We start from the raw sequence: 21,196 nt of genomic DNA, 5'->3' as shown, positions 1-21,196 counted from the left end.
TGTCGGACGTGTGCAAGCACTGCACCCACGCGGCCTGCCTGGATGTCTGCCCGACCGGTTCCCTGTTCCGGACGGAGTTCGGCACCGTGGTGGTGCAGGAGGACATCTGCAACGGCTGCGGCTACTGCATCTCCGCCTGCCCGTACGGCGTCATCGATCAGCGTAAGGACGATGGTCGGGCGTGGAAGTGCACGCTGTGCTACGACCGGCTCGGGGTGGGGATGACGCCGGCGTGTGCGCAGGCGTGCCCGACCGAGTCGATCCAGTACGGGGCTCTGGACGAGTTGCGGGAGCGGGCCGCCGCGCGGGTGACGAAGCTGCATGAGCGGGGGGTGCCGGAGGCGCGGTTGTACGGGCACGACCCGAACGACGGCGTGGGTGGTGACGGTGCGTTCTTCCTGTTGCTGGATGAGCCCGAGGTGTACGGGCTGCCGCCGGACCCGATCGTGACCACCCGCGACCTGCCGGCCATGTGGAAGCGGGCCGGCTTGGCGGCGATGACGATGGCGGTCGCCACGGCGGCCGCGTTCCTGGGTAGGCGGCAATGACCGACGAGACGCCATCGAACGAGCCGGTCGGCGCCCGGTTCAGCGAGTTCCGGACCGGCCCCGGTCAGCCGGACGGGAAGCGCCACCGGCAGCCCCGCAGGCGAGGCGGTGACGGCGGTGAGCAGCTCACGGTGCCGCCGGCCGACTTCGCCTCCTACTACGGCCGGCCGGTTCTGAAGCCGCCGGTGTGGAAGTACGACATCGCCGGTTACCTGTTCACCGGTGGTCTCGCCGCCGGCAGTGCGCTGATCGGCGCGGGTGCCCAACTGACCGGACGACCGGGGTTGCGCAAGGTGGGCCGTTGGACGGCCCTCGGCGGCGTCGCCGCCAGCACGTACCTGCTCATCCACGACCTCGGCCGGCCGGACCGGTTCCATCACATGCTCCGGGTGGCCAAGGTGACCTCACCGATGTCGGTCGGCACCTGGATCCTCGCCGCATTCGGGCCGCTGGCCGGTGCGGCAGCGATCGCCGAACTGGCGCCGCTGCTTCCGCGGCATGGTGTGCTCGGCCTCGCCCGTCGGATCGGCCCGCCCATCGGCGACGTCGCCGGCCTGGCCGCTGCGGCGACCGCGCCGGCACTGGCGACGTACACCGGTGTGCTCCTCGCCGACACGGCAGTGCCGTCCTGGCACGACGCCTACCCGTCGCTGCCGTTCGTCTTCGCCGGCAGCGCGCTCGCCGCCGCGACCGGGGTCGGACTGATCGCGGCACCGGCCGAGCAGACCGCGCCACTGCGACGACTCGCCCTGGCCGCCGCGGCCGTCGAGTTCGGCGGGGGACACCAGTTGGAGCGGCAGGGCCTCACCGGCGAGCCCTACACGCGCGGGCGCAGTGGCCGGCTGGTCAAGGCGGGACGCGTCCTGCTGGCCGTGGGCACCGTCGCCGCGCTGGTCAGTCGACGCAGCCGGGTCCTGTCGGTGATCTCCGGCGCCGCCCTCGTGGCATCGTCGGTCGCCACCCGGTTCGGTGTCTTCGAGGCGGGCAGGGTGTCGGCACGCGATCCGAAGTACACGGTCGTGCCACAACGGGAGCGGCTCGACGAGAGCCGGTCGACGACGACCCGGCGCTGAGCGGACCGGCGCTGAACGGAGTTCGACGAAACGGAAGGCGCCCCCTTGACGGGGCGCCTTCCTCCGCTTCACAGTCTGGCCCGATCCGAGAGGTCTGTGCGCGACGGACCGCTGCCGGCGCGACGCGTCAGCCGGTGAACAGCTTCGCGGCGGTGATGGCCGTCTGGACGATGCCGTACCCGAGTAGCACCGCGACCAGCAGCCACGACAACCAGAGCCGCCCGGTCTGACTGCCGACGCGCGGCGGCGCCGGCGGTTGGCTCTCCGGCCCGAGAGCGACCGGCTCGGTGATGGTCGCCTTCGCCACCGGAGAGGTCGGCCCTTTGTTCGGTTCGTGGAACCGCTCGGGCACGGAACGGACCAGCAGGTTCGCGATGAACCCGATGGCGAGGATGCCGACCATGGTGAACAGCGCGGGCCGGTACGCCGCCGCGGTGAGGGTGCCGGGCTTGCCCTTGGTGTCGAGGATCCCGTTGACGATCAGCGGGCCGGCGACACCCGCAGCCGACCAGGCGGTCAGGATCCGGCCGTGGATGGCCCCGACCTGGAAGGTGCCGAACAGGTCACGCAGGTACGCGGGCATGGTGGCGAAACCACCGCCGTAGAAGGAGATGATCGCGGCGGCGATCAGCACGAAGACCGCGGTCGCGGAGTGGCCGGCCACGGCGAGCAGCAGGTACAGCACCATGCCGACGCCGAGGTAGACCAGGTAGATGGGCTTGCGGCCGATGAGGTCGGACGTCGTCGACCAGACGAACCGCCCAGCCATGTTGAACAGCGACAGCACTCCCACGAAACCGGCCGCCGCCGTCACCGAGACCGTGGTGGCGGTCCCGTTGTCCCGGAAGAAGTCCTGGATCATCGGGCTGGCCTGTTCCAGGATGCCGATGCCCGCGGTGACGTTGCAGAACAGCACGATCCACAGCAACCAGAACGACCGGGTACGCACCGCGTTCGACGCGGACACGCTCGCCGTTGTCACCAGAGGTTTGGCGGCGACGGTCGCGGGGTCGAAGCCGGCGGGCCGCCAGTCCGGTGCCGGAACCCGGACGTTGAACGGGCCGAACATCATGATCACGAAATAGCCGAGGCCGAATGTGACGAAGAGGGCCACGAGGGCGTGTCCCGACGCGACGGCGGCCGGGTTGTCGGGGTTGTAGCCGGAGTCGTAGAGGGAGAGCAGTTGGCGCGCGAGCGGGCCGGCGACCAGGGCGCCGCCGCCGAACCCCATGATGGCCAGCCCGGTGGCGAGGCCGGGGCGGTCCGGGAACCACTTGATCAGTGTGGAGACGGGGGAGATGTAGCCGATGCCGAGCCCGATGCCGCCGATGACGCCGTATCCGAGGTAGAGGAGCCAGAGTTGTTGGGTCGCGATGCCGAGCGCGCCGACCAGGAACCCCACGGCCCAGAAGCAGGCGGCGGCGAACATCGCCCGGCGTGGCCCGTTCCGCTCCACCCAACGGCCACCCACCGCCGCGGACGAACCCAACATGACGATGGCGATGCTGAAGATCGCCCCGATCGCCGTCTGGCTGGTGTCGAAGTGCGCGATGAGGGAGTTCTTGTAGACGCTCGTCGCGTAGACCTGACCGATACAGACGTGCACGGCCAGTGCCGCGGTCGGGATGAGCCAGCGGCTGTATCCCGGGGGAGCGACAGTGTGCCGAGGATCGAAGACCGACAGCATGGGCATCGTCCACACCTCCTGCGGCTGAGTAGGCCGCGACGTTGCCGAGCTGTCCGACCCGGCAGTTGGCCGAGCGGCGCCGCCGCAGTGGCGGCCCGGCGCGCGTCTGGCATCAGCCGATTACCGGCTCTACCTCACGTTACGTGTTGGTCCGTTCACGTCATGTGGTTACCGAAAAATGCGGGGGCGGGCCCACCGGCCCGCCCCCGACTGCTGGTACAGCTCAGTGAATCGCGACCTTTGCGGCCGCCTCCTCCTGGGCGCGTCGTTCGTCCCCGCTGAGGGTGTGCAGCGGCTTCTCCTTGATGAACAGCACGACGATCAGCGCGAGCAACGCGATCGGCGCGCCGACCAGGAACAGATCCGCGGTGGCGATGCCGTACACGTCCTGCACGATGCGCAGCACCGGCTCGGGCAGGGTGGACAGGTCGGGCACCTCGGTGGAGCCACCGCCGGCGGTCGCCGCCGGACCGAGCCGCTCGGTCGTCAGCGAGGCCACCCGGCTGGCCAGGACCGCGCCGAGGGCGCTGACTCCGATCGCGCCGCCCATGCTGCGGAAGAACGTCAGCACGGAGGTGGTCGCACCGAGCTCGTGTGCCGGCACATCGTTCTGGGCGGCGAGCACGAGGTTCTGCATGAGCATGCCGACGCCGACGCCCAGCACCGCCATGTAGATCGACAGGATGACGACGCTGGTCTTGGCGTCGATGGTGCCCAGCAGCAGCATCCCGACGGTCATGACCGCCGCGCCGGCCACCAGGTACGCCTTCCAGCGGCCGTACTTCGTGATGAGCTGGCCGGCCACCGTCGACGAGACGAGCAGACCGAAGATCATCGGAAGGCTCATCAGGCCCGCGACGGTGGGCGACTTGCCCAGTGAGATCTGGAAGTACTGGGACAGGAAGACGGTTCCGCCGAACATCGCGACGCCGACCAGCACACTGGCGACGGTGGCCAGGGAGACCGTCCGGTTGCGGAAGATGTCCAGCGGGACGATCGGCTCCGCCGCCCGCGACTCGACGACCACGGCCAGTGCCAGCAGAACCAGACCGCCGATGACCATCAGCGCCGTCCAGCCGGAGGCCCAGTCGAACTTGTTGCCGGCCAGGGACGACCAGATCAGCAGCGTGGAGACGCCCGAGGTGATGAGCAGGGCGCCCAGCCAGTCGATCTTTGCCTTGCGGCGGACGACCGGCAGGTGCAGGGTGCGCTGGAGCAGGGCGATGGAGATGATGCTGAACGGGACGCCGATCAGGAAGCACCACCGCCAGCCCAGCCACGACGTGTCGACGAGCAGGCCGCCGATCAGCGGACCGGCGATGGTGCCCACTCCGAAGACCGCGCCGAAGATGCCGGCGTAGCGGCCCAGCTCACGTGGCGGGATCATCGCCGCCATGACGATCGTGGCCAACGCGGTCATGCCGCCGGCGCCGATGCCCTGGACGACACGGCTGAGCAGCAGAACCTCGACGTTCGGCGTGAAGCCCGCGATGAGTGAACCCACCACGAACAGTCCCAGCGACAACTGGATCAGCAGCTTCTTGCTGTAAAGGTCGGCCATCTTGCCCCACAGCGGCACCGTCGCCGTCATGGCGAGCAGTTCGCTGGTGACGATCCACGTGTAGACGGTCTGGCTGCCGTTCAGATCCGCGATGATCCGCGGCAGCGCGTTCGCCACCACCGTGGAGGCGAGGATGGACACGAACATGCCGACCATCAGGCCGGACAGGGCCTGGAGAACCTCCCGACGCGACATGCGCGTGCCGACGCCCGCGGTGTCGGCGGGCGGGATGGTGGTGGTCATTGACGCTCCCTTGTCGGGTTTTCGGCGGAGTGGCTGGCCCCGGAGCTGACGCGGCGAGGCGGGGACTTGCGGGTCAGCAGGCCGACGGGGGATCCGGCAGGCCGGCGGCGATGGCGGCGAACGCCTCGTCGACGAAGTCGTGCAGGGGCCGGGCGTCGTCGTCGGCGGCCCAGCGCAGCATCGCGGTGCGGAAGGCGGCACCGGCAACGGCGATGACCAGCGGCGGGTGAGCGTGGTCGGGGCCGACGCCGAGGCGGGTGGCGACGACCGCGACCATCGCCTGCTCGGTCGCGCTGTTGCCGGCGACCAGCCGGGGCAGCAGCGCGGGGTTCTGGGTGATGACGGTCAGTCGCAGCCGCCACAACTCCCGGTCGGCCTGGATCGCGCCGATCGCCTCGTCGAGGGCGACCCGGACGGCCTGCAACGCTGACACCCGCGCGGGGGCGGCCGCCAGGTGGGCCACGACCGGGTTGCCGTCGAGCGCCGGATCGTCGGTGAGGGCCTCGTCCTTGCAGGTGAAGTAGTTGAAGAAGGTCCGCGAGGACACGTCCGCGGCCTCGCTGATCTCCTCCACCGTCACGTGCTCCAGGCCGCGCTCGGCGACCAGCCGCAGCGCGGCGGCGGTCAGCGCGGCCCGCGTCTGCGCCTTCTTGCGGTCGCGGCGCCCGGTGGCGGCCTGGTCGGTGACGGTCACGCGGGCGAGATTAGGAGCGAAGTTGCACAGCCTGCAAGTTTTTAGACTGTGAAGTGATCTTCCTGACCCGCGACGGCTAGCCGGAGACCGATGGACCCGGCGCGGCGCCGGTGGTCTCCAGGATGAGCGCGGCGACCAACTCCGGGTCGTCGCTCATCGGCACGTGCCCGCAACGGGGCAGCGTCACCACCCGTGCCGCCGGCAGGCCCGCCCGGGCGCGTTCGGCCTGGTGGACGCCGAAGATCCGGTCGTGGTCCCCCCAGCCGATGGTCACCGGCACCGTCGCGTCGGACAGCCGAGGGCAGTCGAAGCGATAGTCACGGGCGGCTCTGGCCACGGCGTTGAAGCCGAGCCCGCGCCGAAGGGCGAGCGCGTCGCCCAACGCGCGCTCGACATCCAGCAGCGTCGGGCGGGCCATCAGCGGCCCGAAGCACAACGCCCGCAGGTACGCCGAGCGCAGGGCGACCCGCATGATCGGGGTGGGCAGGTACGAGTTGGCCCGCAGCATCCGGAGGATGGCCAGCGCCCGTCGGCGCTCGGCCGGGGTGAAGAAGCCGGCGGGGGAGAGGGCGGTGGCCGAGGCGGCCGCCCCGGTGGCGGCAAGCTCCAGGGCGATCGCCCCACCGAGGCTGTAGCCGGCGACGTGTGGACGCTCCAGCCCCCACCCGGTCAGGACCGACAGGAGCCCGGCCACGGTGCCGGCCATGTCGCCGGGCATGCCGGTGCTGGGCACCGGAGAGTTCCCGAATCCGGGCAGGTCGAGCGCGATCACCTCGTGGTGCGCGGTGAGTCGGTCGAACACCGGCTCCCACGCCTGATGACGGTGACCGATGCCGTGGATGAGCACGAGCGGCTCTCCGCTGCCCGCACGTCGGAAGTGCATGCTCATGACCGCCCGCCCACCGACGTCCTGCCGAAGGACCGCCCGAGCTGGCGCACCTCGTCTTCCATCTGGCCGACCATCGTCCGGCCGCCGAACCTGGTGATCAACGCATCGGAGAAGCCGCTCAGCACCACCGGTCGCAGCGCCTGCACCACGGCGAGTGACCGGGGCACGTACACCTTGCGTTTGCGGCGTTCGATACCGCGCAGCAGGGCCTCGACGCACTGCTCGACCGGGACGACGGTGGACAGCGGCCACGGCAACCGGCGCAGTGTGGCGCGGAAGGACGGCAGGTCGTCACGGATGTCGCGGACCAGGTCGGTGTCGATCCAGATCGGATGGGCGGTGCCGACGGTGACGCCGCGCGGACGGGTCTCCAGGCGCAGCACGTTGGCGAACTGCTCCACACCCGCCTTCGAGGCGCAGTAGGCGGCCATGCCGGGCATCGCCGTGAAGGCGGCGGCGGACGAGACGATCAGGACGTGGCCACGGGCGGCGGTGACGTGGGGCAGCGCCGCGCTGACCGTGCGGATCGCGCCGCAGAGGTTCACCTCGACGGTACGCACCAGCGCGTCGACCGGTCCCACGGCGACGGTGCCGAGGTTCGCGATGCCCGCGTTGGCCACCACCACGTCGATTCCACCGAAGCGGCCCACAGTGGAGGACACCGCGGCGTCCAACGCCGCCTGGTCGGTGACGTCACACTCGTACCAGTGCGCGTCGAGGTCGGCGCTGAGCTGCTTGAGCAGTTCGCCTTCCAGACCGACGAGGGCGACCCGGGCTCCACGGGCGACGGCCTCGCGGGCCAGTTGCGCCCCGATGCCGCGTGCCGCGCCGGTGATGAGAACGATCTTGCCCGTCAGGTCATAGCGCATCGGCGTGCTCCCGTTCCGGTTCGTTGGGGGTGCTGCCGGTCGAGGCGGTCTGGTAGTCGGCCGGGCGGAACCGGCGCAGCCGCATCCGGAAGCTGGTGGCGAAGCCCGGCCAGATGGTGGTGTTGCGGCCGGTAGCGTCGAGGTACCAGCTCGAACAGCCGGTCTGCCAGACGGTGCCGGCCATCTTCCGGTCGATCCGCTCGGTCCAGCGTCGTTGCGCCTGCGCGGTGGGCTCGATGGCCTCGATGCCCGTGGCCCGCATGTGACGCAGGGCCGCGAGCACCAGATGCAGCTGCGCCTCGATCATCAGCACCACCGAGGTGTGCCCGAGCCCGGTGTTCGGGCCGAGCAGGAAGAACAGGTTGGGGAAGCCGGCGATGGTCGTGCCCCGGTAGGCGTGCATGCTGGGGGTCCAGGCCTCGCTCAGGCTGCGCCCGGCACGGCCGTGGATGCGCCGCACGACGGGGGAGTCGGTGACGTGGAATCCGGTGCCGAAAATGATCGTGTCCGCCGGGTGGTGCACGTCGTCGTCGGTGACGAGGCCATCCGGCACGATCCGGGCGATGCCGGCGGTCACCACGTCGACGTTCGGTCGGGTGAGCGACGGCCAGTAGTCGTTGGAGATCAGCACCCGCTTGCAGCCCATCGTGTACCGCGGGGTGAGCTTGTCCCGCAGGTGCGGGTCGGGGACCTGCCGGCGCAGCGTACGCAGGGACAGCCGCGAGGCGAGGCGGTTCACCGCCGGGTGCAGGAAGCCCAGGCCCAGGCTCTCGCGTACCAGATAGAGCCTTATCCGGGCGGCCCGTTGCGCGCCGGGCACGGTGCGCAACGCGGCCTGCTCGACCCCGCTGATCCGGCGCGACAACCTCGGCATGATCCACGCGGGGGTGCGCTGGAAGAGCGTCAGCCTCTCGACCGCCGGCTGGATCTGTGGCACGAACTGGACGGCTGAGGCGCCGGTGCCGATCACCGCGACGCGGCGGCCGGTGAGGTCGTGGTCGTGCCGCCACCGCGCCGAGTGGAACACGGTGCCGGCGAACTCGTCGATCCCGGGCAGGTCGGGGATGGCGGGGTCGCTGAGCGGGCCGGCGGCACAGATCAGGACCCGGGCGGTGTGGTCGCCGCCGGAGGTACGCAGCAGCCACCGCTGGCGCTGGTCGTCCCACCTCGCCTCCCGCACCTCGTGGCGTAGCCGCAACCTCGGGCGGATCCCGAAACGGTCGACGCAGCCACGCAGGTAGTCCCAGATCTCCGGCTGACTGGAGAAGGTGTTCGACCAGCGCGGGTTGGGGGCGAAGGAGAACGAGTAGAGGTGCGACGGGACGTCGCAGGCGCAGCCGGGGTAGGTGTTGTCACGCCAGGTGCCGCCGACGTCGTCACCCCGGTCGAAGACGAGAAAGTCGGTGAAGCCGGCCCGCTGAAGGCGGATGGCGGCCCCCAGGCCACCGAAGCCGGCGCCGATGATGGCAACGTCTGTCTCCATTCACTCCTCCGTGAGCTCGGCCGGGGCAACCGGGTCGGCCTCGGGCGGCCAGGGCGGATCGCCCACCCCGGTGACGCGTACGCCGCCCCACGGATCGACCTCGGCCAGTCGGGCTGGCCGGACCCGGTCGGCGATGCGCACCTCGACGTCGCGCCGACCGGAGCGCAGCAGGTGGGTCACCCGTGGCTCGGGTTCGATCCGCCCACCCCAGTGGAAGCGACCGTCGACCGGCTCCCACCGCCCACTGAGGTGCACCTGGACCGAGGCGCCCTCGACGCCGGCCGGGCCGTGGTAGCTCACGGCACGATCCGCTCGTGGGCGCGGGTGAGCTCGGGTGGCAGGTCGGCGCTGGCGCGTACCCCCTCGATGCCGCTCCACAGCAGAGTGGTCAGGTAGTCGGTGAGGGCGACCCGGCTGATCGGTTGACCGTGTGTGGTCCACCAGTCGCCGACCGCCTGCACGAAGCCGACCAGGCCGTACGCCCACGGCTCCGCCGGGCCGGCGTCCAGGCCCAGCGCCCGTAGCCGGTCACCGATCACCCGGGCCAGCCCGGCGGCGACCTGCCGGCTGGTGCCGGCGACCACCTGGTGGATGCCGGGTTGACCGGCCTGTCGCATCAGGAACCGGTAGAGCGTGGGCTGTGACTCGATCACCCCGAGGTACGCGTCGATCGTCGCCTCGACCAGGCCACGTTCCTCGCGGACCTGCTCGATCGCCGGCGCGATGGCGTCGACCACCCGCGCGGCCACCACCTCGCTCACCGCGACCCAGAGCTGCGACTTGTCGGCGAAGTAGCGGTACAGGACCGGTTTGCTGACGCCCGCCGTGGCGGCGACCTGTTCCATGTCGACGTCCGGGCCGTGCCGCAGCAGCGCCTGCACGGCGGCACCGACCAACTCCCGCCGTCGTTGCTCACGATGGTCTGCCCAGCGGTCCCGGCGACCGTTGCCCTTCGCCTTCGGGTCGCCGTCCGGAGGTGGGTCGGATGCATTGACATCAGTGAGCGGCGATTGCATGCTACTACTCGTAACAGTTACCGGTCGTCACGTCAATATGGAGGAGTCATGGAGGCCGCACCGACGGAAACCGAGCGCGCGACGGTCGCCGAGCGACTCCTCACGTCCTCACTGCGCACCAGCTACGACCCCACCGTCGAGATCGACTGGGACGCCCCGCACACCCCCGGCGCCTTCTGGCTTCCACCGCACCGCAGCAGCCTCTACGGCACCGCCCTGTGGGAGCAGCTCAGCGAGGCGCAGCGCGTCGAGCTCACCAGGCACGAGGTGGCCAGCGCCGCCAGCGCCGGGCTGTGGTTCGAGACGATCCTCATGCAGATGCTGATCCGGGAGTACTACCGCGCCGACCCGACCAGTCGGCAGGCGCAGTACGCGCTGACCGAGGTCGCCGACGAGTGCCGGCACTCCATCATGTTCGGCCGACTGATCGAGGCGATGGGTTGTCCGGTCTACCGGGCGAGCACTGTGGACCACCACCTCGGGCGCTTTCTCAAGGCCACCGCCAGCGGCCCCCGAATGTACGCCGCGATCCTCATCGCGGAGGAGATCCTCGACGCGTTCCAGCGCGAGATCATGGCGGACGAGTCGCTCCAGCCGCTCATCCGGATGGTCTCTCGCATCCACGTGGTGGAGGAGGCGCGACACGTCCGGTTCGCCCGCGAGGAGCTGGCCGCCGCGGTCGCGGCCACCGGCCCGGTGGGCATGGCGTACGCCCGGCTGTTGGTCGGACGCGCGGCCTACACGATCGCCAACCGCCTGGTCCATCCCGACGTGTACGCGGCGGTGGGCATTCCACCGGCGGTGGGTCGTGCCGCTGCCCGCGCCAACCCGCACTGGCGGGCCACCCTGCGCTGGTCGGCGGCGCGGGTGCACGCCAACCTGGCGGGCGTTGGCCTGGTGGCTGGGCCGGGGCGTCTGCTGTGGGCCCGGGCCGGGCTGACCTGAGCCGTCCCGGTGAAACGGCGTGGGGCCCGTGCCGTCTCCGGCCGGACCCCACGCCGCCCGTCTGGGCTCACGCGTCGCGGGCGAAGCCACCCTTCGGCGCGATGATCTCCAGGTTCGTCCCGTCCGGGTCGTTGAAGTACGCGACCTCGGTGCCGACCGCGGCCGGCGGGTTCACCTCGTCCGGCGCGAACGTGTACGGCTGCCCGAGGAACTCGAACCCGGCCTCGCTCATCCGGTCGTAGACCGCGCGCACGTCGTCGACGTGGAAGCAGAGGTGCATCGAGCCGGGCCGGTTGGCGGCCACCTGGGCGACGTCGCCGACCGGCTCCTGGAACTGGATCAGGTCGATCCCGAGGTTGTCGAGGTTGAAGGTGGCGAGGGATTGGGCAATGCCATGCTGACTTCTCCTTACCAGCGCACTACGTCGCCTGTTTGTTGCTGATCTTCCGGTCGTACCCCGGTCGGGATCAGTTCATGCGACGTCGCTGTCAGGCCCGTTCGACCCGGGCCTGCTGGTGATCGGTCAGCCGCAGCCCCACCCCGCGGACCACATCGATGGTGGCCCCGGTGCCCAGGTCGTTCAGCTTGCGGCGCAGCCGCTTCACGAGTGACTGCACATCAGCCTTGCGCTCACGCCCCTCGTCACCCCAGACCGACCGGTGCAGCTCGGCGTAGCTCCAGACCCGGGCCGGCTCGGTGACCAGGCAGGTCAGCAGGTCGTGTTCCAGGCGGGTGAGGTCGATCTCCCGTTCACCGCAGCGGGCGCTGGAGCGGGCCGAGTCGATCACCAGGGTGGCGACCCGCGCCGGTTCGGATGCGGCGGGCACCTGCTGCGGGGCGGCGATCAGCCGGCGCAGCTCGTCGAGGTCAGCGACCAGCAGCAGCGGCGCGATGCCGTCGAGAAGCTCCGCGAGCCGGATGCGCTCGGCCGGCGACGGGGTGACCGCGATCAGCAGTGGGAACGGCTCGTCGGCCGGATCACCCCTGTTCACCGTTGCCTCGTCCTTGGCCACCGCACCACCCGGGATCGATGGGCATCCCTGCCCAGCTCTCGTCACGGTCCTGACAATGATTGGCAAGCGCGCCGCCAGCCAGGGCAACTCTTAGCGACAAGTTGCTCACGGCAAGTTCTTGATCGTCCGTTCTTCTCGATCATAGTGTCCACTCGGGCAACCGGCGTGACCCGCGCGGTGCATGGGGAGGTCCACCATGGCCCACTACACCCTGGGTCGTTCTGAGGGAGGCAGCACCTATGTTCAGACGTCCACAATGGCGGCGCGCAGCCAGATCGCTGGTGAGCGCCGGAGCGGCGACGATCCTCGCCGCGACATGCCTGGCCACCATCGGCTCGGGCGCGCAGGCCGCGCCGGGCGGTGCGATGGGGGCGGGCGCCCAGACCGGCGACAAGATCCGACCCGAACTCGCCAAGCAGCTCCAGGCCAAGAGTGAAGGGGACTTCTGGATCCGGTTCAAGGACCGGGCGGACCTGAGCAAGGCCAGCGCCATCAAGGACTGGTCGAAGCGGGGAACGGCGGTGGCGGAAGCGCTGCGCAAGACCGCCGCGGCGAGCCAGGGCAAGATCCGAGCCGACCTCGACAGCTCGGGCACGAAGTACCAGACCTTCTGGGCCACCAACGCCATCAAGGTGAACAGCGGTTCGCTGGCGATGGCCCAGAAGTTCGCCGGGCACTCGGAGGTCGAGGGCCTCTACGCCCCGGTCGCGTACAAGGTGCCGGAGACGACCAAGGGCACCGACGAGAAGACAGTGAACGCCCTGGAGTGGGGCGTCGCCAACATCAACGCCGACGACGTCTGGTCCCAGTACGGCGTCAAGGGCGAGGGCATCACCATCGCGAACATCGACACCGGTGTGCAGTTCGACCACCCGGCGCTGGTGAACTCCTACCGCGGCAACAACGGTGACGGGACGTTCGACCACAACTACAACTGGTTCAACGCCGCCGCCGCCACCGGAGCCTGCGCGACCGCCCCCTGCGACGGCGATGGCCACGGTACGCACACGATGGGCACCATGGCCGGCTCCGACGGCGCGAACCAGATCGGTGTCGCCCCCGGGGTCAAGTGGATCGCGGCGAACGGGTGCTGCCCCAGTGACGCCGCTCTGATCGAATCCGGTCAGTGGATGCTCGAGCCGCTGGACCTCAACGGTCAGAACGCGGACGCGAGCAAGCGACCGAACATCATCAACAACTCGTGGGGCACCCGGGACCCGTCCAACGAGCCGTTCATGGAGGACGTGACGGACGCCTGGGCCGCGTCCGGGATCTTCGGCGTCTGGTCCAACGGCAACAGCGGGCCAGCCTGCCAGACCAGCGGCTCGCCGGGCAGCCTCGCCAGCAACTACTCGACCGGCGCGTACGACATCAACAACAACGTCGCCGGCTTCTCCGCCCGCGGTGTCGGTCAGAACGGCGAGATCAAGCCCAACATCTCGGCGCCGGGCGTGAACGTCCGGTCGAGCATCCCGGGCAGCGCCTACGGCAGCATCAGCGGCACCTCGATGGCCGCACCGCACCTCGCCGGCGCGATCGCGCTGCTGTACTCGGCGGCGCCGTCGCTGGTCGGTGACGTCAACGCGACCCGCGCGCTGCTCAACGGCGCCGCGATCGACAAGGCCGACGACCAGTGTGGTGGCACGGCGGCCGACAACAACGTCTACGGCGAAGGCCGACTGGACGCCCTCGCGTTGCTCAACGCCGCCCCCATCGGCGACATCGGCACGCTGGCCGGCACGGTCACCGACGCGACCTCCGGCGCCCCGATCGCCGGCGCGACGCTGACGCTCACCGGCCCGTCCGAGCGTGAGCTGACCACCGGCGCCGACGGCAAGTTCTCGACCCAGCTCCCCACCGGCGACTACCAGGTCGCCGTCGCGGCGTTCGGTTACGGCAGCACCACCAAGACGGCAACGGTCGCCAAGGGCGCGACCACGACGCTCAACGTCGCCCTCACCGCGGTGCCGAGCGTCAACGTCACCGGAGCGGTCACCGACGGCTCCGGCCACGGCTGGCCGTTGTACGCGAAGGTGACAGTGACTGGCGTGTCCGGCGTCTACGACTACACCACCCCGTCGAACGGCCGCTACAGCATCAAGCTGCCGGCCGGGCAGACGTACACCCTGAAGTACGAGTCGCAGTACCCGGGCTACCAGACCGTCACCAAGCAGGTCGTGGTCGGCTCGGGCAACGCCACCGCCAACGTCGCCGTTCCGGTGGACACCGACGTCTGCACCACCGCCGCCGGATACACGTTCGGCTCTGACGGTGAGTACGAGACCTTCGACGCCACGACCACGCCGGCCGGCTGGACCGTCGTGGACAACGCGGGCAGCGGTCAGGTCTGGAAGTTCACCGACGACGGCGGCCGGGGCAACCTGACCGGCGGCAGCGGCAACTTTGCGATGATCGACAGTGACGCCTACGGTGCGGGCGCCAGCCAGGACACGTCCCTGGTCAGCCCGGTGGTCGACCTGACCGCCGTCACGGCCCCGGTCATCCGGTTCAACCAGGACTTCAACCAGCTGGCTGCCGACACCGCCGACGTCGATCTGAGCATCGACGGCGGTGCCACCTGGACCAACGTGCTCCGCCAGGAGACTGACGTCCGGGGACCGAAGCTGACCGAGATCGCGATCCCGCAGGCCGCCGGTCAGGCGCAGGTGCAGGTGCGGTTCCACTACTACGACGCCTCGTACGAGTGGTGGTGGGAGGTCGACAACGTCCTGATCGGCAGCCAGGTCACCTGCGTGCCGCTCAACGGTGGTCTGGTCGTGGGCAACGTCCGCGACAAGAACGACGACAGCTACGTCAACGGGGCGACCGTCACCAGCAAGGACCGGCCCGCCGAGAAGGCCGTCACCGTGGCGACCCCGGACGACCCGGGGCTGGCCGACGGCTTCTACTGGATCTATTCGTCGCTGACCGGCGGGCACCCGTTCACGGCGACCGCCGGCAATTACGTCAGCCAGACCAAGCAGGTCGACGTCGAGGCCGACTGGGCGACCACCGCGAACTTCCAGCTCGCGGCCGGCCGGCTGTCGGTGACGCCGACGGAGCTCAGCGCGACGCTCCAGATGCCCAACGGCAAGACCAGCAAGAAGTTCACGGTGACCAACACCGGCGGCGCGCCGGTCGAGGTGAAGTTCGGTGAGCGCGACAACGGGTTCGAGCTCCTGCGGGCGGACGGCTCCAAGGTCACCCGGCAGCAGGTGCTCGGCTCCAGCGGCGCGCCGGAGCAGCGACTCACGGTGCCGACGTCGTTCGCCGCCAAGGCGTCCGGCAAGGAGGCCAAGGCCGTTGCCGCGGCGACTGGCCCGCACGCGGCACCGTGGACCGACATCGCCAACTACCCGGCCACGATCATGGACAACCGGGTGGTGAACCTGGACGGCAAGGTGTACTCGCTCGGTGGCGGCAACGGTGAGGCCTCCACCACCAAGAACTACGCCTACGACCCGGCCGCGCAGACCTGGACGGCGATCGCCGACCTCCCCGGCGCGCGCAACGCCCTGACCGCGGGCGTGGTGAACGGCAAGATCATTGTCAGCGGTGGTTGGGCCGACGCCGGCCCGGACTCCGCCACCTGGTCGTACGACCCGGGTGCCAACACCTGGACCGAACTGGCCGACAACCCGGCACCACGGGCCGCGGCCGGTCAGGCCGTCGTCGACGGCAAGCTGTACGCGGTCGGCGGCTGCACGACCGCGGCCTGCCTGCCGATGTCGAACAGCGTGGTCCGGTACGACCCGACCACCGACACGTGGGAGACGATGGCCAACTACCCGAAGTCGGTGGCCTTCGCCTCCTGCGGCGGGATCGACGGCGTCCTCTACTGCACCGGCGGCAACGACGGTTCCACCGCGCAGAAGTCCAGCTACGCCTTCGACCCGGGTGCCAACACCTGGACCGCCGTCGCCGACGCGCCGGCCGACAACTGGGCCAGCTCGTACGCCGTCGCCAGCGGCAAGCTCCTCGTCGTCGGTGGTTCGCAGGGTGGCGCCATCAGCAACGCCGGCTTCGCCTTCGACCCGGCCGCCGGTTCGTGGTCCAACCTGCCGAACGCCAACACCGCCCGGTACCGCGGCGGCGCGGCGTGCGGCTTCTACAAGATCGGCGGCTCGTCCGGCAGCTTCGACGCGGCTCCGGACAGCGAGGTGCTCCCGGGCTTCGAGGGGTGCGCCGAGTCGGCGGCCGACGTCAGCTGGATGACCATCGACACGTCGGCGGTCACCCTCGCGCCGGGCGCGAAGGTCACGGTCACCGTCGGTCTGACGGCGAACGTGGACCAGCCGGGCACCTACTCCGGCGCGGTCGCGATCTCCGAGAACACCCCGTACTCGGTGGCGCCGGTCGCGGTGACCATGACCGCGAACCCCCCGAAGACCTGGGGCAAGCTCATGGGTACGGTCACCGGCACCAGCTGCCAGGGCGCGACCTCGCCGCTCACCGGTGCGGTCGTCCAGGTCGACTCGTGGGCGACGTCGTACACCTTCGCCACCGACGCCGAGGGTAAGTACGCCCACTGGGTGGACCGCCGCAACAACCCGCTCACGATGATCGTGGCCAAGGACGGCTGGAAGCCGCAGACCCGTCAGACCAGGATCGACACCTCCACTCCGACTGTGGAGAACTTCGGGTTGGCGCCCATCAAGTGCTGACGCCCGAGCGTTAGACGCACCACATCCGGCCCGCCTGGTCCTCGACCAGGCGGGCCGGACCGCGTTCGGGGTGATCAGACGGGGGCGAGCCGGAAGCCGACGCCGCGTACCGAGTGGATCGTCGCCGCGGCGTCGAGCCGAGCGAGCTTGGCGCGCACCCGGCGGACGACCGAGTGCATGTCCGAGCCCCGGCCGAGGTGCCGGTTGCCCCAGACCTCAAGGTGCAGGCGCTCGTAGGTCCAGACCTGGCCGGGCGCGTGCACCAGGCAGAGCAGGACGTCGTGCTCCAACCGGGTCAGGTCGATCTCCTGGTCACGCCAGCGCAGCACCCGACGGTCGGAGTCGACGGCCAGGTCCGGTGGCGGTGGGCTCGGCGTGACCTCGGGGAGGGCTGCCCCGGTCGGTTGAGCCGGGACGGCGGGCGCCTCGACCACCCCGAGAAACTCTCGGGCCTGATCGACGGTCGAGACGATCAGAAAGGCGTCACTGCCGCCGAGTAGCCGGGCCAGATGTCGTCGCTCGGCCGGCGAGGATGCGATGCCGATGACCAGGCTGGCGACTGGAGATCCCTGCATGTGCCAACACCTTCCGGTTCCCCACATCACTCCGGATGGATTTCGCGCAACGCCGACTGAGACATCGATCGGCGTCCTGACCCTAGTGGTGGCTGATCTCGGCCGGGTAAAACATAGTTGCATGTAAGCATGTGAATCTCGTCGAACCGTCAGGCCCACCCCACCCCACCGACGACCATGCGCTTTTCCGAAAGCGGTGGGGGTGTTTGTGACAGAACCAAGACAATCCGAGTACGGCGTACGGACCTGCCGGGGCGAGCATGTTGGCATGTCCATCGGATCGTTGTATTCCGTGGCGCGGTCGACACCCGGTTCGGCACGACCGCTGCCGCACGCCCGCGCGGCGGTGCCGTTGGGGCTCCGACTGCTCGCGGCCGCGCTGTGCGGTCTGCTCGCCCTGACCCTCACCGCCGCCGTCTTCGTGCGGACCTATCCCGGGCAGTGGCTGGACGGGGTGCTCCTGCCGCCCGCCCAGCGCGGCGGCGGGTACGAGCAGCAGACCGTGCTGGTGGGCCCGGCCAAGACGGTACTGGCCACCTTCGGCAGCCCGACGCTCATCGCGGCCCTGCTCGGCGTGGTGCTGCTGGTGGGCGTGCTCCGCCGCCGGTTGGTGGCCGGGGTCGTCGGCGTGGGCATGGTCGTCTGCGCGGTGCTGGTGGCCAGCGCGGTGAAGGAGCAACTGCCCCGCCCGGATCTGGGGATCGAGAGTTCCACCACCCACAACAGCTTCCCCAGCGGTCACGTGGCGGCGGCGACCGCACTGCTGCTGGCGTTCATGCTGGTCCTGCCCCGGTTGGCCCGGCGTTGGCTGGCGGTGCCGGGCGCGGCGGGGGTCTCGGTGATCGCCGCCGCCACGATGATCGCGGGCTGGCACCGGTTCAGTGACGTGCTCGGTGGCGTACTGCTGGGGGTGACCCTGTTCTGCCTGGCCGCGGCCGCCCTGGCGGCCTGGCCGGGCGACCGCGACGCGGCCGGCGGTTCTGCCGGTGCCGGCCTCTGGCGCGGGCTGGCCGAGGCGGTGGCGGGGCTGGTCGTGCTGATCGGGGCACTGGTGACGGTCGTGCCCCCTCTCGCCGGGTCGGTGCAGCGCGGGTTGCTGATCGCCATCGTGGCCGTCGCCGCGTCGACGATGGTCCTCGTGGGTGCTGTGGTGTTCCTGGTGCGTTCGACGGATTTCGCGGTGCCGCTCTCCGCACGGGGCCGCGCGCGGTCGCTGCCGTCGACCGAAACGCGAAAGATCTCATGATGGGATACTTGACGACATGTCCCAGGTGCTGTTGATCGAAGACCACCAGACGGTGCGCGACGGACTGCAGTTGGCGCTCACCCGACAGGGTCACACGGTGCACGCCGTGGGCACTGGCGAGCAGGGCCTGGAGCGGCTACGCACGACCCCCTCCGATGTCGTGGTCCTCGATCTCATGCTGCCCGGGATCGACGGGTTCGAGGTCTGCCGTCGGATCCGGCAGCTCGGTGACCTGCCGATCATCATGCTCACGGCCCGCAACGACGACATGGACGTGGTCGCCGGCCTGGAGGCCGGCGCCGACGACTACGTGGTCAAGCCCGTGCAGGCCCGGGTCCTCGAGGCACGCATCCGGGCGGTGCTGCGACGGACCGGTGGCGACTCGCGGCGCGGCGGCGACCGGGCCGGCCTGGAACAGCACGGCGCGTTGACCATCGACCGGGCCGCGCTGGTGGTCAGCAAGGACGGGACGCCGGTCAGCCTCGCCCCGACGGAGCTGCGGCTGCTGCTGGAACTCTCGCACACGCCCGGTCAGGTGCTCAGCCGTCAGCAACTGCTGGAGGCCGTGTGGGAGCACGGGTATCTCGGCGACTCGCGACTCGTTGACGCCTGCGTCCAGCGCGTACGCGCCAAGATCGAGGCCGATTCGTCGGCGCCGGTCTTCATCCAGACCGTGCGTGGCTTCGGATACCGGTTCGGGCCCCTGTGACCCCCTGGCGCTCGATCGCCGCCCAGGTCTCCGGCCTACGGGTCCGGCTGCTCCTGGCGTTCGCGCTGCTCGGGGTCACCACCACGGCAGTCGTGGCCAGCGGCAGCTACTTCCAGGCCCGGACCGTCATCCTCCAGCAGGCACAGGACGCCGCGGTGATGGCGCTGACCGACCAACTCGCCAAGGTCTACCCGGTCCTGCAGCTTCCGCCGACCCAGGACGAGCTGCACCTGTTGGCCCAGCGGCTCTCCGACCGCGAGGGCTACGCGGTGGTCATCTACCGGGACATGCGGGAACAGGGCTCGCTGACACCCGTCTCACTCACCCCCGAACTGCGGCAGGAGGTCGGCGACGGCCAGATCGCCTGGCAGCGTGTCTCGCAGGACGGGCAGCCCACGCTGCTCATCGGCACCCAACTGAGGATCGACCGCCCCGACGGCACGTCCCAGCCATCCGGGCTGGAGGTCTACTCGGTGCGCAATCTCGTGCCGGAGCAGCAGAGCATCGACAAACTCGCCACCAGGGCGTGGCTGACCGGCGGGTTGTCGCTGCTGCTCGCCGTCCTGCTGGCCCTGCTGTCCGCCCGCGGCGTCCTGCGACCCGTGCGCGACCTGGGCCGAGCGGCCCGCCGTCTCGGTGAGGGCGACCTGAGCACCCGGCTGACGGTCCGGGGCGTCGACGAGCTGGCCGACGTGGCACGGACCTTCAACGACACAGCGGGCACGCTGGAGCGGCAGGTCGGTGAGCTGCGGCGGATGGAATCCGACGCCCGCCGCTTCGTGGCCGACGTCTCGCACGAACTCCGTACGCCGCTGGCCGCGATGACGGCGGTCACCGACGTGCTCGACGAGGAGGCCGACCACCTGCCCGGGGACGCCGGACGAGCCGCCCGGCTGGTCAGCCAGGAGACGCAGAACCTCACCCAACTGGTCAACGACCTCATCGAGATCAGCAGGTTCGACTCCGGTACGGCACGGCTCGCCCTCGATGACGTGGACGTGGCCGCGGCGGTGACCGCGACCCTGCGGATGCGCGGCTGGGCCGACCGGGTACACGCGGACCTGCCGCCCGCGGTGGTGGCCCGGCTCGATCCCCGTCGGCTCGACGTCATCGTCGCGAATCTGGTCGGCAACGCCTTCCGGCACGGTGCCGAGCCGGTGTCGGTACGCCTGAGCGCCGACGCGGACTGGATCACCATCGAGGTGGCCGACCAGGGACCGGGACTGGACCCGGAGGTGTTGCCGCACGTCTTCGACCGCCTCTACAAGGCCGACACCGCGCGTACCCGCTCCGAGGGCAGCGGCCTCGGCCTCGCCATCTCCTGGGAGAACGCGCGCCTGCACCGCCACGGCGAGCGACAGGGGAGTCTCGTCGCCGGCAACGGGCCCGGCGGCGGCGCGGTCTTCACGCTCCGGCTGCCCCGCGGAACAACGGACGCCGGAGGTGCCCGGTGACCGGCCGGCGGACCGGCCGCGCGCTGCTCGCCGGCGGACTGCTGCTCGGCACGCTGCTGGCAGCGGGTTGTGGGGTACGCCCCAGCCCTGTGATCACCGGTCGTTCCGCGGTCAGCGGGCCAGCGCAGGGCATCGGGCTCTATCTGGTCGCGCAGGGCGAACTCGTGCTGGTCCTGCGCCCCGTCAAGCCAACTACCCCTACCCCACCGAGCGAGGCGCTTGCCCGACTCGCCGCCGGCCCGCAGCAGAACGAACGCGACCAGGGGCTGACCAGCGAAGTGCCAACCGGGTTGACAGCGGCCATCGAGGTGACGCCCGCGACCGGTCGATTCGGTGACCTCACGGTGCGAGTGACCGGTCCGACGCGGGCGTTGTCGCCGACGGCGATCGACCAGATCATCTGCACGGCGGCCGATGCGGCCGCCCAGGCCGGCCTGGTGGGGGGTCCGGCCCCGGTCACCATCGTCGGGTCCGACGGCGCCCAACCAGCCCGCCGGTGTCCCGCCAGGTGACCGGGCGCCGACACC

At 70.5% G+C, this 21,196-nt stretch carries 19 protein-coding genes; 8 read left to right on the top strand and 11 right to left on the bottom strand.

All coding sequences use genetic code 11. From position 1 onward, the window contains the following. Positions 1 to 548: 4Fe-4S dicluster domain-containing protein (locus DLJ59_RS15730; protein ID WP_124773361.1), on the top strand; the 548-nt coding region annotated here is incomplete at its 5' end. After that, positions 545 to 1,621 carry an NrfD/PsrC family molybdoenzyme membrane anchor subunit gene (gene nrfD / locus DLJ59_RS15725; RefSeq protein WP_124773359.1) on the top strand — a complete coding sequence of 359 codons (1,077 nt, stop codon included), beginning with the start codon at positions 545 to 547 and terminating at the stop codon, positions 1,619 to 1,621. The genes DLJ59_RS15730 and nrfD, both read left to right, overlap by 4 nt. 127 nt (positions 1,622 to 1,748) lie before the next feature. Here nrfD and DLJ59_RS15720 read toward each other — a convergent pair whose 3' ends face one another. The 8 genes from DLJ59_RS15720 to DLJ59_RS15685 form a co-directional block, all read right to left on the bottom strand. Continuing rightward, positions 1,749 to 3,308, bottom strand: coding sequence for an OFA family MFS transporter (locus tag DLJ59_RS15720; protein ID WP_124773371.1), 1,560 nt, complete (start codon positions 3,306 to 3,308; stop codon positions 1,749 to 1,751). 223 nt (positions 3,309 to 3,531) lie between these two features. Beyond that, a complete protein-coding gene (locus DLJ59_RS15715; protein ID WP_124773357.1) occupies positions 3,532 to 5,112 on the bottom strand; it encodes an MDR family MFS transporter in 1,581 nt (526 codons plus the stop codon). 73 nt (positions 5,113 to 5,185) lie between these two features. Continuing rightward, complete coding sequence (locus DLJ59_RS15710; RefSeq protein WP_124773355.1) at positions 5,186 to 5,806, bottom strand: acyl-CoA-like ligand-binding transcription factor; 621 nt, start codon at positions 5,804 to 5,806, stop codon at positions 5,186 to 5,188. A gap of 76 nt (positions 5,807 to 5,882) precedes the next feature. Next, positions 5,883 to 6,695: an alpha/beta fold hydrolase gene (locus DLJ59_RS15705; protein WP_124773354.1), complete on the bottom strand. Its 813-nt coding sequence runs from the start codon at positions 6,693 to 6,695 to the stop codon at positions 5,883 to 5,885. Then, complete coding sequence (locus DLJ59_RS15700) at positions 6,692 to 7,564, bottom strand: SDR family oxidoreductase (RefSeq protein WP_124773352.1); 873 nt, start codon at positions 7,562 to 7,564, stop codon at positions 6,692 to 6,694. The genes DLJ59_RS15705 and DLJ59_RS15700 overlap by 4 nt, the downstream gene beginning before the upstream one ends. Next, on the bottom strand, positions 7,554 to 9,047 hold the full coding sequence (locus DLJ59_RS15695) for a flavin-containing monooxygenase (RefSeq protein ID WP_124773350.1): 1,494 nt from the start codon (positions 9,045 to 9,047) through the stop codon (positions 7,554 to 7,556). The genes DLJ59_RS15700 and DLJ59_RS15695 overlap by 11 nt, the downstream gene beginning before the upstream one ends. After that, positions 9,048 to 9,347, bottom strand: coding sequence for a DUF4873 domain-containing protein (locus DLJ59_RS15690; RefSeq protein WP_124773348.1), 300 nt, complete (start codon positions 9,345 to 9,347; stop codon positions 9,048 to 9,050). It abuts the gene before it with no gap. Next, entirely contained in the window at positions 9,344 to 10,063 is a 720-nt protein-coding gene (locus DLJ59_RS15685; protein ID WP_124773347.1) for a TetR family transcriptional regulator, read from the bottom strand. The genes DLJ59_RS15690 and DLJ59_RS15685 overlap by 4 nt, the downstream gene beginning before the upstream one ends. A gap of 48 nt (positions 10,064 to 10,111) precedes the next feature. Here DLJ59_RS15685 and DLJ59_RS15680 point away from each other — a divergent pair, with 48 nt between their 5' ends. Continuing rightward, positions 10,112 to 11,008, top strand: coding sequence for an AurF N-oxygenase family protein (locus tag DLJ59_RS15680; RefSeq protein WP_124773345.1), 897 nt, complete (start codon positions 10,112 to 10,114; stop codon positions 11,006 to 11,008). Positions 11,009 to 11,075: 67 nt separating this feature from the next. Here DLJ59_RS15680 and DLJ59_RS15675 read toward each other — a convergent pair whose 3' ends face one another. Both DLJ59_RS15675 and DLJ59_RS15670 read right to left on the bottom strand, forming a co-directional pair. Then, positions 11,076 to 11,399, bottom strand: a complete 324-nt coding sequence (locus tag DLJ59_RS15675) for a VOC family protein (protein WP_279635757.1) — start codon at positions 11,397 to 11,399, stop codon at positions 11,076 to 11,078. Between the two features lie 97 nt (positions 11,400 to 11,496). Continuing rightward, the gene (locus tag DLJ59_RS15670; protein ID WP_124773341.1) at positions 11,497 to 12,021 is read right to left on the bottom strand and encodes a winged helix-turn-helix domain-containing protein; all 525 of its coding nucleotides are present in this window, start codon (positions 12,019 to 12,021) and stop codon (positions 11,497 to 11,499) included. Positions 12,022 to 12,302: 281 nt separating this feature from the next. Between DLJ59_RS15670 and DLJ59_RS15665 the strand changes: the two genes are divergently transcribed. After that, a complete protein-coding gene (locus DLJ59_RS15665; RefSeq protein ID WP_244236048.1) occupies positions 12,303 to 16,685 on the top strand; it encodes a S8 family serine peptidase in 4,383 nt (1,460 codons plus the stop codon). A 74-nt stretch (positions 16,686 to 16,759) separates the two neighbouring features. Here the strand turns inward: DLJ59_RS15665 and DLJ59_RS15660 are convergent, their stop codons facing one another. Beyond that, positions 16,760 to 17,260, bottom strand: a complete 501-nt coding sequence (locus tag DLJ59_RS15660) for a winged helix-turn-helix domain-containing protein (protein WP_124773337.1) — start codon at positions 17,258 to 17,260, stop codon at positions 16,760 to 16,762. A gap of 268 nt (positions 17,261 to 17,528) precedes the next feature. Between DLJ59_RS15660 and DLJ59_RS15655 the strand changes: the two genes are divergently transcribed. The 4 genes from DLJ59_RS15655 to DLJ59_RS15640 are packed head-to-tail and all read left to right on the top strand — an operon-like array spanning position 17,529 to position 21,181. After that, positions 17,529 to 18,506, top strand: coding sequence for a phosphatase PAP2 family protein (locus DLJ59_RS15655; RefSeq protein WP_124773335.1), 978 nt, complete (start codon positions 17,529 to 17,531; stop codon positions 18,504 to 18,506). Positions 18,507 to 18,522: 16 nt separating this feature from the next. Beyond that, positions 18,523 to 19,215 carry a response regulator transcription factor gene (locus DLJ59_RS15650; RefSeq protein WP_124773333.1) on the top strand — a complete coding sequence of 231 codons (693 nt, stop codon included), beginning with the start codon at positions 18,523 to 18,525 and terminating at the stop codon, positions 19,213 to 19,215. After that, positions 19,212 to 20,669 carry a sensor histidine kinase gene (locus DLJ59_RS15645; protein ID WP_124773331.1) on the top strand — a complete coding sequence of 486 codons (1,458 nt, stop codon included), beginning with the start codon at positions 19,212 to 19,214 and terminating at the stop codon, positions 20,667 to 20,669. Before DLJ59_RS15650 ends, DLJ59_RS15645 begins: the two co-directional genes overlap by 4 nt. Then, positions 20,666 to 21,181: a hypothetical protein gene (locus DLJ59_RS15640; RefSeq protein WP_244236047.1), complete on the top strand. Its 516-nt coding sequence runs from the start codon at positions 20,666 to 20,668 to the stop codon at positions 21,179 to 21,181. The genes DLJ59_RS15645 and DLJ59_RS15640 overlap by 4 nt, the downstream gene beginning before the upstream one ends. Positions 21,182 to 21,196 lie beyond the last annotated feature (15 nt).

This window comes from Micromonospora inaquosa (assembly GCF_003857055.1).
Lineage (GTDB): Bacteria > Actinomycetota > Actinomycetes > Mycobacteriales > Micromonosporaceae > Micromonospora > Micromonospora inaquosa.
This window is presented reverse-complemented; position numbering and strand designations above follow the sequence as displayed.